Origin of the sequence: Pseudoalteromonas sp. SR41-7, assembly GCF_014163935.1 — a bacterium.
GTDB classification, from domain to species: domain Bacteria; phylum Pseudomonadota; class Gammaproteobacteria; order Enterobacterales; family Alteromonadaceae; genus Pseudoalteromonas; species Pseudoalteromonas distincta.
On record NZ_JACJEF010000008.1, the window covers coordinates 35,999 to 52,896 of the forward strand.

Annotated in this window: 12 protein-coding genes and 1 pseudogene; 6 read left to right on the plus strand and 7 right to left on the minus strand. The window is 39.0% G+C overall.

Going from position 1 to position 16,898, the window contains the following annotated elements:
- Nucleotides 1-2 precede the first annotated feature (2 nt).
- Nucleotides 3-671, minus strand: a complete 669-nt coding sequence (gene yihA / locus H5092_RS12350) for a ribosome biogenesis GTP-binding protein YihA/YsxC (protein WP_002959920.1) — start codon at nucleotides 669-671, stop codon at nucleotides 3-5.
- Nucleotides 672-952: 281 nt separating this feature from the next.
- On the opposite strand from yihA, the gene H5092_RS12355 reads away from it, so the two are divergent.
- From H5092_RS12355 to H5092_RS12365, 3 genes are all read left to right on the plus strand, one after another.
- Nucleotides 953-1,585: a cytochrome c gene (locus tag H5092_RS12355; protein ID WP_182682808.1), complete on the plus strand. Its 633-nt coding sequence runs from the start codon at nucleotides 953-955 to the stop codon at nucleotides 1,583-1,585.
- A 753-nt stretch (nucleotides 1,586-2,338) separates the two neighbouring features.
- Entirely contained in the window at nucleotides 2,339-2,923 is a 585-nt protein-coding gene (gene yihI / locus H5092_RS12360) for a Der GTPase-activating protein YihI (RefSeq protein WP_002959924.1), read from the plus strand.
- Between the two features lie 12 nt (nucleotides 2,924-2,935).
- On the plus strand, nucleotides 2,936-3,451 hold the full coding sequence (locus tag H5092_RS12365; RefSeq protein ID WP_002959926.1) for a DUF2489 domain-containing protein: 516 nt from the start codon (nucleotides 2,936-2,938) through the stop codon (nucleotides 3,449-3,451).
- A gap of 75 nt (nucleotides 3,452-3,526) precedes the next feature.
- Here H5092_RS12365 and hemN read toward each other — a convergent pair whose 3' ends face one another.
- Together hemN and yjgA are read right to left on the minus strand one after the other, a co-directional pair.
- On the minus strand, nucleotides 3,527-4,900 hold the full coding sequence (hemN, locus tag H5092_RS12370) for an oxygen-independent coproporphyrinogen III oxidase (protein WP_182733607.1): 1,374 nt from the start codon (nucleotides 4,898-4,900) through the stop codon (nucleotides 3,527-3,529).
- Between the two features lie 123 nt (nucleotides 4,901-5,023).
- Entirely contained in the window at nucleotides 5,024-5,557 is a 534-nt protein-coding gene (yjgA, locus tag H5092_RS12375; RefSeq protein WP_182733608.1) for a ribosome biogenesis factor YjgA, read from the minus strand.
- Nucleotides 5,558-5,701: 144 nt separating this feature from the next.
- Here yjgA and pmbA point away from each other — a divergent pair, with 144 nt between their 5' ends.
- The 3 genes from pmbA (at nucleotide 5,702) to H5092_RS12390 (ending at nucleotide 10,101) form a co-directional block, all read left to right on the plus strand.
- The gene (gene pmbA, locus H5092_RS12380) at nucleotides 5,702-7,051 is read left to right on the plus strand and encodes a metalloprotease PmbA (RefSeq protein WP_002959932.1); all 1,350 of its coding nucleotides are present in this window, start codon (nucleotides 5,702-5,704) and stop codon (nucleotides 7,049-7,051) included.
- A gap of 72 nt (nucleotides 7,052-7,123) precedes the next feature.
- Complete coding sequence (locus H5092_RS12385; protein ID WP_002959934.1) at nucleotides 7,124-7,603, plus strand: DUF721 domain-containing protein; 480 nt, start codon at nucleotides 7,124-7,126, stop codon at nucleotides 7,601-7,603.
- A gap of 422 nt (nucleotides 7,604-8,025) precedes the next feature.
- Nucleotides 8,026-10,101, plus strand: a complete 2,076-nt coding sequence (locus H5092_RS12390; protein ID WP_154903909.1) for a M13 family metallopeptidase — start codon at nucleotides 8,026-8,028, stop codon at nucleotides 10,099-10,101.
- 36 nt (nucleotides 10,102-10,137) lie between these two features.
- On the opposite strand, the gene H5092_RS12395 is transcribed toward H5092_RS12390, so the two are convergent.
- The 4 genes and pseudogenes from H5092_RS12395 to H5092_RS12410 form a co-directional block, all read right to left on the minus strand.
- Nucleotides 10,138-11,238, minus strand: a complete 1,101-nt coding sequence (locus tag H5092_RS12395) for a phosphotransferase enzyme family protein (RefSeq protein WP_182733609.1) — start codon at nucleotides 11,236-11,238, stop codon at nucleotides 10,138-10,140.
- A 22-nt stretch (nucleotides 11,239-11,260) separates the two neighbouring features.
- On the minus strand, nucleotides 11,261-11,659 hold the full coding sequence (gene mutT / locus H5092_RS12400; RefSeq protein ID WP_007377262.1) for an 8-oxo-dGTP diphosphatase MutT: 399 nt from the start codon (nucleotides 11,657-11,659) through the stop codon (nucleotides 11,261-11,263).
- Between the two features lie 68 nt (nucleotides 11,660-11,727).
- Complete coding sequence (gene secA / locus H5092_RS12405; protein ID WP_182733610.1) at nucleotides 11,728-14,436, minus strand: preprotein translocase subunit SecA; 2,709 nt, start codon at nucleotides 14,434-14,436, stop codon at nucleotides 11,728-11,730.
- Between the two features lie 371 nt (nucleotides 14,437-14,807).
- Nucleotides 14,808-16,835, minus strand: a pseudogene (locus H5092_RS12410) (methyl-accepting chemotaxis protein).
- Nucleotides 16,836-16,898 lie beyond the last annotated feature (63 nt).

Here is a 16,898-nt window from a genome sequence, read left to right on the forward strand (position 1 = left end):
GTTTAAGCCTCTGGGTTGGTTTCGTCTGTGATTGTTTCATCGCTAGGTGGTACAGCAATAACAGGACCTAAAAACCATTCATCTAGCTTTTTAGCTACTTCTGGTAAACCGGTGCCCTTTAATGATGAAAACGCATGAACTGTAATATCCCCATCAAGCGTGCTTAATTCACGGCGAACTTGCAGTACTTGTGATTTACGAGGGCCTTGCTTTAGTTTGTCGGCTTTAGTTAATAGTGCCAATACTGGAATCTCACTACCAATTGCCCAGTTAATTAAATCACGGTCTAAATCTTTTAATGGATGGCGAATATCCATTAAAATAACAATACCTTTTAAGCTTTGACGCTTTTGCAGATATTCACCTAACGACTTTTGCCATTTCTTTTTCATTTCGATTGGTACTTTAGCAAAGCCATAGCCTGGTAAATCGATAAGGCGCATATCGTCAACATCCGCTAAATCGAATGTATTGATTAGCTGAGTACGTCCAGGTGTTTTACTTGTACGTGCTAGCTTCTGATCGGTTAATGCATTTAATGCACTCGACTTACCTGCATTGGAGCGACCGGCAAACGCAACTTCAATTCCCGTATCAGCAGGTAATTTAGTAATGTCGGGAGCGCTTGTTACGAAAGACGCAGTATTATATTTGATACGAGATTTGAGCACAGGCTCTCCTAAAACTTAAAAAAATAACATTGAGTAAACCAAATTCACTCAGGGCGCGTATTTTATACTATAAAGGATGTATTAAAAAGCGTATTTAACCACCTAAAAACAGCACCTATGGTACATTTAAAACATGTTAAAGCTTAATCTAAGTCAAAACCCTGTAAATTATAAGCTTAATATGTGTAGAAAACGTGCCAGAGAATTTATTATCGTGTAGAATATATGTATTACAACATCACGATTGTAGATGATACAGGGTCGGAAACAGAGAATTCACCATGAAAAAAATAGCACTATCTTTAACAATATTGCTTGGTGCGTTGTCAGCAAGCAACGCAACAGCATTTGATGGCGATGTAAACGCAGGTAAAGAAAAATCAGCAACGTGTGCGGCTTGTCACGGCCCAGACGGTAATGCGCCGGTTAATATTTACCCTAAAATTGCAGGTCAACATCCAGATTATATCCTTAAGCAACTTCAGGATTTAAAATTAGGTATGACGTCAGGCGGCAAAGAAGGGCGTATGGATCCAGTAATGAGCGCTATGGCTATGCCACTTAGCGAGCAAGACATGAAAGATCTAGCTGCTTATTTTTCTTCAATCAACATGACTGAAGGTGCTACACCTAAAGATGTTGTTGAAGTTGGCGAAATGCTCTTTAAAGCAGGCGATGCGGAGCGTGGGATTCCATCATGTGCAGCATGTCATGGTCCACGTGGTAACGGTTCATCACTTGCTAAGTTTCCAAAAATTTCTTTTCAGCATCCTGGATATATCAAGTCTCAACTTGAAAAATTCCGTGATGGAACTCGTCACAATGACTTAAATGGCATGATGGGCGATATAGCGAAGAAATTAACAGATAAAGATATTGAAGTACTTTCTCAGTACTTAGGTGGTTTACACTAAAGTCGTATTTATTTAGCAATTAATAATAAATATACTACAATGTTTTACAAAAAGCAGCCCGGGCTGCTTTTTTTGTGTGCAAAATTAACGATATCACCCGTTTAAATGTAAGACATTGACCATGCGTTAGTGTGAGAAAAGTCTTCTTTTTATTTTTTATTCATCATTAACCTATTGTATTTTATTGTTTATTTTGTTTTAAAATGTAATAAGTATAATAAAAGTTATATAAACCAGTTGTAACAAAATCATTAACGAGTAAATTAACCACTGTCGCAAAAGAACAATAACAAAACGGAAACAAGCTATAAGGAAAGTGGCGCGGCATGACTACATAGCACAAGATTGGTGCTACTAAAGGAAATAATAAAAAAGAGTCACGATGACCGAAAATAATAAAATACTCATGGAAGTTTAATAACAAAAACAAAATGGAATGTAACAAGGAACGTAAAAATAATAACAATACGGACTGATAATAATAAAAATAATAAAGACTAAAAAAAGTCGAAGGGAGAAGTGTCCAGATAATGGCGCTCAGATTAGCAGGCGGTAGAGATGTTTTCTCTACCGCCTTTTTATTTGTCCTGTTACAATACCCACCGTTTAAAATTAGCGATTAATTAGCTAAGGCGCTTTTAAATGAGAAACCCAACCTCTATAGCGCAAACTGAATTCTTCTGGCTAGGCCAGCACTGCGATGCCCATTAATTTGCGCTTCGCTCAAAACCTCTTAAGTGAGATGATCAAGATATGAGTAGAACTAAAAAGTCACGCAAAAGCCCAGCAAACGGACCTGTTCGTTTAAGCCAAGATAAGCTTAAAGAAATGCGCGCATTAAAAGAGCAGCGAGTTAAAAAAACCAAAGGCGCAAAGCCCGGTTCTCGTAATGCGCCAGATTTACTAGATAGCGAAAGCCAAAATAGTAATCACGCGCCTAAAGATAAGCGTGTAGGCAGTAAAAAGCCTGTGCCGTTAATCGCAACCGCGCCAGAGCCTAAAGTTGAAATGAAACGCAACTTAAAGCCAACTATTGAGCTGAAAAAAGTAATCGAGCCTGAATTTACACCTGAACAAGAGCTAGAAGCACTTGAGAATGATGAACGTTTACTTAAATTAGTAGAGCGTCATGAAAAAGGTGAAATGCTAACAGGTAAAGATGCTAAGTACTTTAATAGTCGCATTGCCCGTCATCAGGCGTTATGTGAAATTCTTGGTATTGAAGATGAGGACGAAGACGAGTTTGAAGATGACCTTGAAAGCCAAGGCAATTCTGATTTCGATCAATACTTATCTGATGATTTAGCCAACGAATGGTTAGATGAAGACGACAAATAGTAAGGATAAATAATGAGTACCTCGGTAATTTTAGCCTTACTTTTAGGCGCTGCTATCATAGCTGGTTTGGCATTTTATGCGGGTCAGTTGCTGTATAAGTTAAATGCGCAAAAAAAGTTAATTGCTAAAACGCAGGCTGAACAAAAGCAAAAGCTTGAAAAGTCGCGTTTAAAGCGAAACGCAAAACTAGCCGATAGTATTCATTTAATCGCACGTGCAATGAATGAAGAGCAGTGTGAGTTTTCTGAAGGCTGTTTACGTATTTGGGTACTTATGTCTCAGTATGCCTTTGAAAGCGAGCGTGATTTAACGACGCAGTATCCTGGTATTTATAAAATGTATCAGGTAGTTAAAGAAATGCCGACGCACGATGCACGTAAAAAATACTCTAAAAAAGAGATTTTTAAGCTAGATAAGGCTCGCTGGCAAGCTGAAAAAACACTTAAAGATGAAGTTAAAGCGGATTGCGCTAAAATTATTATCGAGTTTAAAGCCGCTCCAGGTAGCGATAAAGTCGTTTTTAATTAAAGCTACAACTTAAATACAAAAAGCAGACCTAGGTCTGCTTTTTTGTGCCGATGTATTTATTATCCAGAGTTCAGGCTAAATCACCCTTGAAAAGCGCGTTGCGTTAATTTGTTTTTGTAAGTGAGCATCGAAGCACATACAAATAATACGAATGAATAAGTTCCCGCGTGGTGTTACGCTAATTTTATTATCAATTATAGTGACTAGTTCATCTTTTATAAGTGGCGCCAGCGCTACTAATGCATCCTCAAAGTAGTCATTAAATATAAGCGCGTGTTTTTCACTAAGGTCTTGTATATCTAATTCAAATTGGCAAATGAGCTGTTTAATTGCATCAGCACGAATTACATCATCATGTGTTAAGTGCATTCCTTTATTAAGAGCACTACCGCTTTGTGTTTCTACGTTGTGGTAATAATGTTTTAATTCTTTTTGATTTTGTAAAATGGCGGTGCCAATTTGTGAAATTGATGACACGCCTAAACCTAATAAATCACAATTTCCATGGGTTGTATAACCTTGAAAGTTACGATGTAACTTGCCTTCATTTTGCGCAACAGCTAGTTCATTATCAGTTTTTGCAAAATGGTCCATACCAATAAATTGATAGCCTGCTTGCGTCATCTGCTCCAGCGTATTTTTAAACATGGTGAGCTTATTATGAGCACTGGGTAAATCTGCATCTTTAATCTTACGCTGTGCAGCAAAGCGCTCTGGTAAATGCGCGTAGTTAAACACTGATACTCTGTCAGGGCTTAACTCAATAAGTTGCTCTATAGTTTTCTTAAAGCTCTCTGGCGTTTGCAGAGGTAGCCCGTAAATCATATCTGCATTAATAGATTGAAATCCTAGCTCGCGAGCTTGTGTAATTAATTGCTTAACGGTATCTGCATTTTGCGGGCGATTAACAGCAAGTTGCACGTCGTCGTTAAAGTCTTGAATCCCAAATGAGACACGGTTAAAGCCAAGCATTCTTAAATCAACAAGCATATTATCGGCAAGTGAGCGTGGGTCTATTTCAATACCGCGCTCTGTTGTGCGTGTAAAATTAAAGTGTTGTTCTAAAAGTTTAATTAAACGGGTCATTTGTTTTGCGGTTAAAAAGGTGGGAGTACCGCCACCTAAATGCAATTGCTCAACCGTGTAGCTTTTAAATAAAGGCGCTTGGGCAGTAATTTCTTTTGCTAAAAAGTCGAGATACGTATCTGCCTTAGATTGATGACGGGTAATTATTTTATTACAGCCACAGTAGTAGCAAAGCTGACTACAAAACGGGATGTGAATATATAAAGAAAGAGAGCGACTTGTTGACGATTCTATAGCGCTTAGTAGGTCTTGTTGCTGATATCCGTCACGCAGTGATAAAGCCGTGGGATAAGAGGTATAACGCGGACCAGACACATTATATTTGTTTATTAGGGTTTCATCCCATTGTGGAAGTTTAATCATCACGCACACCTAAGTATTTATTTATTGGGGATTATAAAAAAGTACTCAGGAAGGCGGTTTGATCTATAACAAAAAAGGTGCCGAAGCACCTTTTTTAATAAAATATAACTTAATACGACCTAATTAATACGTAATAGTATGGGCATCTTTAAGGTATTGAAATAATTCTTTATAACCTTTACCCGGCTTTTCAGCTTTCGCTTCTTTTGCCGCATTTCGAACCAATTGGCGCATTTGTTGACGATCAAGAGATGGAAACTGCTCAATAGTCTCATTGATAAGGTCATCACCTTGCTCAATTAAATCTGAACGTAATTGCTCAATTTTTTTGACCAATACTTCAGCTTGGTTATTTTTATTAAGCATCACATCGATAATCGCTTTAATATCATCAATGTTTTCTACAGTACGCAGTGTTTTAGCGATGTAATTTAAGTGGCGGCGATACGCGTCGCTTTTGGGACTTATTTTATCAGCAACAACCATCGCTTCTTTTAAATCGTCATTTAATGGCAGGCGTTCGCGCTGTTTTTTACCCATTTTGGCAATTTCAGTACCTAACTGATGAAACTCTTGCGCTTCGCGTTTAAGCTCCGTTCTTGATACATATTCAATTTCTTCTTCAATTTCAGCAGGCTTGCCTTTTTTCTTTGCCATGGGGTGCTCTTAAATAAAAATAACTTTTGCCATTATACATGAATATGATACTTAGGAATATTAGCTGATGTGATGCATTGAGTGTGTTAGCATTTAAATATAAGAAATGCGTGCATTATGCCTCTAAGGCTCAGGACTTAATTTATGAAAAGCCAACAAAACGATCCAATTTATTCTCAAATATCGCAAGTTAAAGATGCGGTAGCAGAAGTACTCGAACATGCTAAAAAATTAGGCGCTACAGCTGCAGAAGCTGCGATGTCTAGCACGTCTGGTTTATCGGTTAGTACACGAATGGGTGAAGTAGAAACCATTGAGTTCAACCAAGACGGCGGCTTAGGCATTAGTGTATATGTTGGTAATAATAAAGGCTCGGCGTCAACGGCTGATTTAAATCCAAAAACATTGCGCACGGTAGTCGAAAAAGCGATTGATATAGCCAAATTTACATCTGATGATCCATTTAACGGCGTTGCTGATAAAGAGTTACTTGAATTTAATCCTAAAGATTTAGATTTATATCATCCTTGGGATGTAAGTCCTGAGGAAGGCATTGAGCTTTGTCATGCTGCTGAGCAAGCTGCATTAAATGCGGACGAGCGTATTGTTAACTCTGATGGTGCGAGTTTTTCATCGCATCAGGGATTACGTGTTTATGGTAACAGCCACGGTTTAATTGCAGGTTTTCCGCGCACTCGTCATAGTATTAGTACTATGGTAATAGGTAAAGATGGCGAACACATGCAGCGCGACTCTGCTTATACAGTTGCTCGCGATCAGGCTGGTTTAAATGATGCTGCGGCAGTGGGTCTTGAAGCGGCAGCTGAAACCTTAGCTAAATTAAACAGCCAAAAGTTAGGCACAATGAAAGTGCCTGTTATTTTTAGAGCAGATATTGCAAATTCATTGTTTGGTCACTTGGTGTCGGCAATTGGTGGTGGCGCGCTTTATCGTAAATCAAGTTTTTTACTTGATAGCTTAGGCACTCAGGTATTTAGTAATTGTGTGAATATTGCTGAGCGCCCACATATTTTAAAAGGGTTGGCATCGTCACCGTTTGATAGCGAAGGTGTTAAAACATTCGATAGAGAAATAATTCAAGGCGGCGAGTTACAAACTTATTTATTAGCAAGTTATGCTGCGCGTAAAATGAACATGACCCCAACAGGACATGCTGGCGGTATACATAACTGGCTCGTTGAGCAAACTCATAACGATTTAACTGCACTATTAAAAACCATGGGTACTGGCTTATTAGTTACAGAGCTAATGGGGCAGGGCGTAAATACCGTAACGGGTGACTACTCTCGTGGTGCTGCAGGTTTTTGGGTTGAAAATGGTGAAATTCAATATCCGGTAAGTGAAATTACTATTGCTGGTAATTTAAAAGACATGTTTAAAGGTATTTCCGCCATTGGTGGTGATATAGAACGCCGTGGTGGTATTCAAACAGGCTCAGTATTAATCGAGCAAATGCAAATAGCCGGCGCGTAGTATTAATACGCAGTGTATACTTAGACCCAGAGTATTATCTTTGGGTCTAAGTGAGTTTTTACGAGGTGTAAAATGGCTAAAGATAGATATGCACCAAAACCGCTAACCGATATTATGGCGGGGTTAAATAATCGTTTATCGGCTTATGCAGGCAAAAGCCAAGCACTTGATACACAGCAAACCTTATTAAAAGATTTTTTAGGCCCTAAATTGGGTGATAAATGCCGAGTTAGTAATTACCGAGACGGCACGCTAATGATAGAGGCGGTATCTGCGCCTATCGCGCTTAGGCTTAATTATTTAAAAATGGATATGCTTTCACACTTTAGAGCTGCTGGAATGGCAGAGCTTGGACAAATAAAAATAACTGCAAATCCTCAAGCAACTCAGCGATTAAGTACCGCGAATAAATCGGGCAGCCCTACAGTTACCAACTCTCGGAAAATGAGTGAGCAAACCGCTAATTACTTAAATGCGATAGCGGCTTCTGCCCCCCCTTCATTAAAAGAAAAACTAGAGCGTTTAGCGCTCCACGGGAAGAATAAAAGTTAGCCTTAGCCACCCACTATATTGTTATTGGTAGGGCTATTTTTGCAGCTCACCGCATTCAAAATACTTTGTTACATATTCCATTTTATTGTTGGTCTAATGAGGTTTATGATACTGCGTGGTGTGCTTTATTATTTAAAGCTCCCTTGATACCCATTCCATTAAGTAAAAGCGTACAGGCAGTGCTATTTTTACTCCTGCTATATTCAAGAATTTAATGGAGTTGGTATGTGATACCAACCTGCATAAATCTTTGATCAATTTAACGAATTAAATTGCACTATAACGTCGTTAAAAATTTTTTATTTAGAACAACTAGATACAAAAACTTTTGCCTAGTTCTAGCGTAATTTTCTTAACGTTAATTAGACCCCATACATAAGCAGATTGGTATGATTTAATTCTAACTAACAAACGGAATCATTATGAATAAAGTAACAATGGCCGCTGCGAGCATAGCGCTTGCACTTGGTCTAGTAGGTTGTGGTGAAAAACAACAAGAAGCTAAAGTAACCGATACTCCTGTAGTAACAGCACCCGCTGAAAAGCCACTAGAGCTTGGTATTGAACTAGCGAATATGGATAGTTCAGTACGCGCACAAGACGATTTTTATTATCATGTAAATGGACAGTGGTTAGCAAAAACTGAAATACCAGGTGATAAGTCTAACTACGGTTCTTTTTCGCAGCTATATGATGAGTCACAAAAAGCGATGAAAATTGCCCTTGAAAACGCAGCCGCGAATAAGGCCGCTAAAAAAGGCAGTGATGAGTATAAAATTGGCGCATTTTATAAAAGCTACATGAATCAATCTGCGCGTAATGAGCTAGGTATTACGCCATTACAACCGTCATTAGATACGATTGATAGCGTTAAATCTAAAGCTGACTTAGTGGGTTTAATGGCTAAAATTCAAAAACAAGGCGGTACTTTACCGTTTGGTTGGTTTGTAAATAACGATGCTAAAAACTCGAGCGAGTATGCATTGTATTTATCTCAGTCGGGCCTAGGTTTACCAGATCGTGATTATTACTTAAACGATGACGAAAAATTCACTAAAATTCGCGCTTCTTACGAGCAATACATCACAGATGTTTTAGCAAAATCAGGCGTTAAAAATGCAGCAGAAGCTGCCAAGAGCGTACTTGCATTTGAAAAAACACTAGCTGATGCTCAATGGAGCCGTGTGCAAAGCCGTGACGCAACTAAATCTTACAACAAGATGACAGTAGCAGACGCAAGCAAGTTGATGGGGGAGCTTGATTTAGCTGCATTCTTTAAAGATGCAGGCGTGAGTGCAAGTGACATTATTGTACGTCAACCAAGCTACTTAGAAGCACTTGCTACTATTTACAAAGACACTGATTTAGCAACGTGGAAAAACTACTTAAAATTTCATTTTGTAAGTGGTTATGCAGAGCTACTTAGCGAAGATTTAGTTAACCTTAACTTTGACTTTTACAGCACAACACTTCGTGGCGTAGAAGAACAAGCACCTCTTTGGAAGCAAGCGGTTGATGCATCTAACAGTGTACTTGGTGAAATTTTAGGTAAGGTATACGTTAAAGATAACTTCCCGCCAGAAGCTAAAGCACGCATGGAAGAGTTAGTTGATAACGTAATTAAAGGTTATGGCGTTGCTATCGAAAATCTTGAGTGGATGAGCCCTGAAACAAAGCTTGCAGCGAAAGAAAAATTAGACAAATTTACGCCTAAGATTGGTTACCCAGACACGTGGAAAGATTACTCAGAGCTAGAGATTAACTCAGACGAGCTAGTAGGTAATTACATTCGTTATAGCGAATGGGCATACGCAGATATGATTGCTAAATTGGGTAAACCAGTTGATCGCTCTGAGTGGCACATGACTCCGCAAACGGTAAATGCGTATTACAACCCAGTAAACAATGAAATTGTATTTCCAGCCGCTATATTACAACCACCATTCTTTAATTTAGAAGCGGATGATGCTGTAAACTACGGCGCAATTGGCGCGGTAATTGGGCATGAGCTTGGCCACGGTTTTGACGACCAAGGTGCTAAATACGACGGTGACGGTAACTTACGTAACTGGTGGAGTGAGACTGACCTTAAGCAATTTGAAGAGCGTACAGCGGCTTTAGTTGCACAGTATAACGAATATAAACCATTTGAAGATGCAAGTGTTAATGGTGAGCTAACGCTTGGCGAAAACATTGGTGACTTAGGTGGTTTAACCGTTGCGCATAAAGCGTATATGCTATCTTTAGGTGATAAAAAAGCACCCGTGATAGATGGTTACACAGGCGATCAACGTTTCTTTATGGGTTGGTCACAAATCTGGCGTCGTAACTACCGCGATGAAGAGTTGCGTAATCGTTTATTAACAGACCCTCATTCACCAAGCCATTACCGTGTAATCGGTATCTTGTCGAACATGCCTGAGTTTTACGAAGCGTTTGACGTAAAAGAAGGTGATAAAATGTATATCAAACCAGAAGATCGCGTAAAAATCTGGTAATTGCATTGCTATAAATAACAAAAAACCAATAAGTTTTTAGCTTACTGGTTTTTTTGTATCTTGAATTTGTTTATCGACTAAGCACGCGTGCATCCATTCTTCGTTACTCAGTATGTTTTTATAAAGCGCGAGTTGGTTTTGTGCTCGCTCTAAATTATGCTCTGCATGAGCCACTTTAAAGTACACATCGTTATTTAAGTAATCAGTTAAAAAACGCACACTCAACATAAGCGGCATTATTTTAGCGCCTAATAATAAGCTTTCTTGCTCTAGTATACTCATGCTGCTTTTTAATGGCGTTACATAGCCTTTTACAATGGCTGAAAATATATCTTTTCGAATAACAACGTTGTGTAAGTTTGTTGAATCCTCGGCTTCGGGGGAGCAAAATGTACGTACCATGTCGCCAAAGTCATAAAGCCAAAATCCTGCCATGCAGGTGTCTAAATCAATAACTGCTTTTGCTTTGTGAGTTGTATTACAAAACAGCATATTATTTATTTTTGTATCGTTATGACACACTCTAAGCGGTATGTGTTTAGCTACCTGACTAAGCTCAGTAATTAAATGCTGCTGCGTTAAGCAATATTCTATTTCGTCAGCGCAGTGCTTTACTCTATTAACTACGTTGTTAGTGATTGCGGTATTTAATAGCTCAAAGCGCATCGCTAAGTTATGAAAATCAGGAATTACAGTGTGCAGCTGTTGCGCATCAAAATCTTGTAATGCATGAGCAAATACGCCAAAGGCGTAAGCCGCTTGCTCGCTCTGCTGGGTATTTTTAACAACGTCTTCGCTGTAGCTATCACTAATATAGTTAAGGACGCGATAATACGCATTATCAATTTTTATTAAGTGTTCATCGTTTTGTGTAGCTATATGTTTGATTATTTCAAGCGGGTAATTATTTTGCAGTTGTTTAGCATTTAAATGCTGCTCAATCAGTTTTGCATTACTCACTAACTGAGCAGGGTTTTTAAATACCTCAGTATTAAGTTTTTGCACAATAAATTGTTTATCAATACTTGTAAGTAGCCATGTACTATTTATATGACCGCTACCAATCGCACTAACTTGAGTTAACTCAGGGGGCAGTGCTAACAGTTCGCTTAGCTTATTTTGTATTGAGATATTCATTGTGCTCACTTATGCCCTTTTTTTATGCGTATCGGGCAACTATTTTTTCGATAATTTCAGCATTCGCTTCAGGAAAATCATAATTTTCTAATTCAGTAATTGCTACCCATTCGCTAGGTTGTCCTTCAGCGCCATGTGCTTCACCGCTAAAGTTACTTACTACGTGTACATCTAATTTAACGCATTTATCGCCGTAGTCATGTTCAATCACCATCAATTGGCTAGAGCTGTGAATGGTTAGTCCAACTTCTTCAATAAGCTCGCGTTTAAGTGCAACAAACACACTTTCTCCAGCTTCAACTTTACCACCAGGAAATTCCCATAAACCGCCTTGATGTTGTTCATCTGCACGTTTACAAATGAATATAGCGTTATTTTTCTTAATAACACCAACAGCTACATGTACAATTTCTATAGTCATTACTTTAAAACTCCATAAAAAAAAGCGACGCTAGCGCCGCTTTTTAATAAGCTACTGACAATATTGGGTTATTTTAATTTACCGCAACACTGTTTGAATTTTTGACCTGATTTACAAGGACAAGGGTCATTACGACCTACTTTTGGTTCTGTACGAGCCATTACTGTCGCTGTTTCTGGCGCTTCGCCACCTACGTGCTCAGCTTCTTCATGTTGGTATTCGCGAGGAGCATTTTCACTTTTACGGTGTTGCTCTTCTACTTTTTCAACATCTTCTTCTGCGCGTACTTGTACTTTACTTAGAATGCTTACAACATCTACTTTCAAGTTTTCAAGCATTTCGGAGAACAGCTCAAACGATTCACGCTTGTACTCTTGCTTAGGATTCTTTTGCGCGTAACCACGTAAATGAATACCTTGGCGTAAATGATCCATTGCAGCAAGGTGATCTTTCCAATGCTGATCAAGACTCTGTAGCATAATCGCTTTTTCGAATTGACGTAAAACAGAATCGCCAACTTGCTCTTCTTTTTTCTTGTATGAATGCTCAACCGCCTGCTCAATACGCTCACGAAGCTTTTCTTCGTATAGTTTATTGTCATCTGCTAACCACTGAGTAATAGGTAACTCAATTAAGAAGTCTTGTTTTAAACGCTCTTCAAGGCCAGGAATGTCCCACATTTCAGCAAGGCTTTGCGGTGCAATGTACTGATCAATTGTATTGCTAAGTACGTCACCACGAATTGCAGTAATAGTTTCTGAAATATCACCTTCTTCAAGTAGTTCGTTACGCTGAGAGTAAACAACACGACGTTGATCGTTTGCTACATCATCGTACTCAAGTAGTTGCTTACGAACATCGAAGTTACGTGCTTCTACTTTACGCTGTGCATTTTCAATCGCACGGTTTACCCATGGATGTTCAATTGCTTCACCGCGTTGCATGCCTAATTTACGCATCATGTTAGTCATGCGCTCACCGGCAAATATACGCATTAGCGCATCGTCCATCGATAAGTAAAAACGGCTTGAACCAGCATCACCTTGACGACCAGAACGACCACGTAATTGGTTGTCTATACGACGAGATTCGTGACGTTCAGTACCAATGATATGTAAACCGCCGGCATCAATTACTGCATCATGGCGAATTTTCCAAGCTGCTTTAATTTCAGCAATTTGCTCATCAGTTGGGTTTTCAAGTTTTTCAACTTCACTGTTCCAGTTACCACCTAACACGATATCGGTACCACGACCGGCCATGTTTGTTGCAATTGTTACTGTTCCTGGTAGGCCAGCATCTGAAACGATGTCAGCTTCTTGCGCATGAAATTTAGCATTAAGTACATTGTGCTTAATTTTTTCTTTGCGTAAAAACTGCGATAAATACTCAGAGCTTTCAATTGAAATAGTACCAACAAGCACCGGTTGTCCACGGTCTTGGCAGTCTTTAATATCAATTAAAATAGCTTCGTATTTTTCTTCTTGCGTTAGGTAAACTAAATCGGCGCGATCATCACGAATCATCGGCTTATTAGTTGGCATAACAACGGTATCAAGGCCGTAGATTGACTGAAATTCAAATGCTTCAGTATCGGCTGTACCTGTCATACCTGCTAACGTTTCGTATAAACGGAAGTAGTTTTGGAACGTAATAGAGGCAAGTGTTTGGTTCTCGTTTTGAATTTTTACACCTTCTTTTGCTTCAACAGCTTGGTGTAAACCTTCTGACCAACGACGACCTTCCATTGAACGACCCGTATGCTCATCGATAATAATTACTTCGTTTTCTTTTACAACGTAATCAACATCTTTTTGGTATAGCTTATGAGCACGAAGGGCGGCATAAACATGGCTTAGTAGCGTAATGCTTGCTGCTGAATAAAGCGAATCGCCTTCTTCAATTAAGCCGCGCTCAGTAAGTAGCTCTTCTACTTTAATTTGACCACGTTCTGTTAAATGAACTTGCTTAGATTTTTCATCGATAGTGTAATCGCCGTCACCTTCAATGCCTTCTTCGTCTTCTTTTTCTTGAAGCTCAAGTAAAGGGACGATGGTGTTTATTTCAGTGTATAGCTCAGAGCTATCCTCAGCTGGACCTGAAATAATAAGCGGGGTACGTGCTTCATCAATTAAGATTGAATCCACTTCATCGACTACAGCATAAAATAATGGACGTTGAACTCGTTCATCAATGCTAAAAGCCATGTTGTCACGAAGGTAGTCAAAACCAAATTCGTTATTAGTACCGTATGTAATGTCGGCAGTATAAGCTAGCTTCTTTTGCTGCGGCATCATACCTGGTACGTTACAGCCTACTGTAAGGCCTAAAAATTCAAATAACGCACGGTTGGTTTCAGCATCACGTTTAGCAAGGTAGTCATTCACGGTAATTACGTGAACACCTTTGCCTGTTAAGCCGTTTAGATAAGCTGGTAGAGTAGCTGTAAGTGTTTTACCTTCACCGGTACGCATTTCTGCAATGCGACCTTGATGTAAAACCATACCACCTAATAACTGCACGTCGAAATGACGCATGCCATTTACACGCTTTGACGCTTCACGTACCACAGCAAAAGCCTCTGGTAGAATGTCGTCAAGGCTTTGTCCGTTATCGTAACGTTCTCTAAACTCAGCTGTTTTAGCTCTTAAATCTTCATCAGAAAGCGCTTCAAGTTGCGTTTCTAGCGCATTGATTAGCGCGACCGTCTTTCTTAAGTTTTTAATAGTGCGGTCATTGCGACTACCAAAAAGCTTGGTAAATAAATTAGATATCATGATAAAACCGTTACAATGTATTCTTTGTCAGCCGAGTATCGGCTAACCCATTTTTAACAATTGGTAATTAATATGTGCTTTTAAGTAACACTTAGAACATATTAATTAGCAATTTTGTATTAAACCGTTCAAAAAGCACTGTTTATTACGTGCGCTACTATACCAGACTCTGCCAAACAACAAACTATCTCAATAAAAAGATCTGTGTATAAAATCGAAAAATTTGATCTGGTACGTAAAAATCACTTTGTATTACTCAATTACAGTAAAAATAGCAGCGAACTGTAAAGATATGGTGCTAAATAAATTAAAAACAAGGGTTATAGTTGCGCTTAAGTTTTACGCTTAAACACAGCTATTAAATACATGTTTTATAATTTAAATTGATTAACCGTTTTGTTAAGCGCCGCAGCTAAATCACTTAAGTCACGAGCTTCGTCAGCGAGGGTGTGCGCATGGTCAGCGGTACTGTTCACTAAGTTATTAATTGCCGAAAGGCTCGTATTAATATCTTCAGCAACAACAGTTTGCTCCTCGGTAGATGTGGCTATTTGATGACTTTGGTCTTGTACTTTAGTAACCGACTGCGCAATATTGTGAAGTGAGCTAAGCACTTCTTTAGTTTGAAGCACTGAGCCCTCGGTTTGATCTTGTCCTTGTTGCATCATTACTGAGGCTTGTTGAGCTATTTGCTGCAAGCGCGAAATCATATTTCGAATATCGTCTGTTGATTCTTGTGTGCGACTTGCTAGTGAACGTACTTCATCAGCAACAACGGCAAAGCCTCTACCGTGTTCACCGGCACGAGCAGCCTCTATAGCCGCATTAAGTGCAAGTAAGTTGGTTTGATCAGCAATGGAATTAATTACATCGACTAATGCACCAATGTTATTACTTTCTTGCTCAAGACCTGCAACCACTTTAGATGCTTCGCCAATATGTAATGCCAGTTCAGTCATTACTGTTTGCGCCTGTGTAGAACGGCTAGCTCCTTCAGCTGTAATTGCTTGTACTTCTTCAGCTGCGTTATTTGTGTGTTGTGCGTTACGTGATATTTCAAGCACAGTAGTCGCCATTTCAGTTACCGCTGCGCTCACGCTATCAACTTGCTGCTTCTCTTGCTGAATTTCAGAATTTGTTTTCTCAGAAACACTTCTTAGCTGGGCCGCTGCATTACTTAGTTGTTCTGCTTGCGCTGCGGTATCAAGCATCATGGCGTGCAACTTATCAATAAAAGTGTTCATATGGTTGGCCAGCTGTCCCACTTCATCTTGACTATTAATATCAATTTTTTGAGTAAGATCGCCTTCGCCCGATGCTATATCACGCATAATGTGCGTAAGCGTTGTAATGGGTTTTGAAATCATGTGGGTAGCCCATAAAATCATGGCTAATATAATGATTAAGATAATAATTACCGCTGTTGTTGTAGCGGTTACTGCAGCATTTACGGGCTCTTCAATCATAGTAGTTGGGATAAGTAGACCTACATACCAATCTATATAAGGCTGCTCTAGCTGCAAACGATGGTAAACCACATAAAACTGCTCACCTTTAAAAGTAACCATTTGGCTGCCTTCAAGGTTATTTCGCATTTGTGTATTTAACTCTTTAAAGCCTGCTGTATTTGTAAATTGTTGCTCAAGCGCATCGAGCCCTTCTTTACCGTTTGCACCTTCATCTGTAATTGAAAGTTTATGCCCAGTGGCCTTTGAAAAATGAACTACTTTTTGATTACCATCGAGTAAAAATCCATAACCTTGGCCGTTAAAGCGAATATTTTCGACCATGTCGTTAATTTTGTTTAATTGTAAATCAACACCGCCCATACCAATGAGTTTTCGCTGAGCGTTATAAACAGGTTGTTGTACTACTGCGGATGCTACGCCTGTGGTTAAATCAACAGAGATTGGACCTACGTAAAGCTTGTTAACTTACATGGCTTCTTGCCACCACCCACGCTTGTAAGCGTAATAAGGCTGGCCGTTGTAGTGACTTGTACGCTCGTTTTCTTTAAAGTATTCACCGGTGGTTGCTGAGGCAAAAAAGGCCGATAAAATGTTTTCGTCATTTGAGCTTAAACGCACAAAGTCTTGGTTTACTTCGTTGTAACCTGGCGCGCTTTCGAGTGCTTGATCGCGTGTATCCCAATTTTCAAAAAAGTTGATTAAATGTGGGTTATTAACAAAGGTTGATACCATTTTACCGTACATCGCGAAGTAACTTTGCATTGAAAGTTGCTCGGTCTGTAGATAACTTTGTGCTTCGTTTTCTATGTTTTCTCTAGAGAGATTGGCAATGTGTTTAACAAAAAATGTTGAGGCGATAATTAGTAAAACGGTAATTGTTCCACCAATCAATAATAATATTTTCTTCCGTAATGATAAATTATTTAGCATGAGTACACATATTTTTATTATTTATGAAATTATATCTAATCATATCTTACTTAAAATCTCTAT

Coding starts and splice junctions, on each gene's coding strand:
- H5092_RS12390 (WP_154903909.1), top strand. CDS start 8,026: ATGAATAAAGTAACAATGGCCGCTGCGAGCATAGCGCTTGCACTTGGT.
- mutT (WP_007377262.1), bottom strand. CDS start 11,659: ATGACTATAGAAATTGTACATGTAGCTGTTGGTGTTATTAAGAAAAAT.
- pmbA (WP_002959932.1), top strand. CDS start 5,702: ATGAAAAGCCAACAAAACGATCCAATTTATTCTCAAATATCGCAAGTT.
- H5092_RS12385 (WP_002959934.1), top strand. CDS start 7,124: ATGGCTAAAGATAGATATGCACCAAAACCGCTAACCGATATTATGGCG.
- secA (WP_182733610.1), bottom strand. CDS start 14,436: ATGATATCTAATTTATTTACCAAGCTTTTTGGTAGTCGCAATGACCGC.
- yjgA (WP_182733608.1), bottom strand. CDS start 5,557: ATGGCAAAGAAAAAAGGCAAGCCTGCTGAAATTGAAGAAGAAATTGAA.
- H5092_RS12365 (WP_002959926.1), top strand. CDS start 2,936: ATGAGTACCTCGGTAATTTTAGCCTTACTTTTAGGCGCTGCTATCATA.
- yihI (WP_002959924.1), top strand. CDS start 2,339: ATGAGTAGAACTAAAAAGTCACGCAAAAGCCCAGCAAACGGACCTGTT.
- H5092_RS12395 (WP_182733609.1), bottom strand. CDS start 11,238: ATGAATATCTCAATACAAAATAAGCTAAGCGAACTGTTAGCACTGCCC.
- hemN (WP_182733607.1), bottom strand. CDS start 4,900: ATGATTAAACTTCCACAATGGGATGAAACCCTAATAAACAAATATAAT.
- H5092_RS12355 (WP_182682808.1), top strand. CDS start 953: ATGAAAAAAATAGCACTATCTTTAACAATATTGCTTGGTGCGTTGTCA.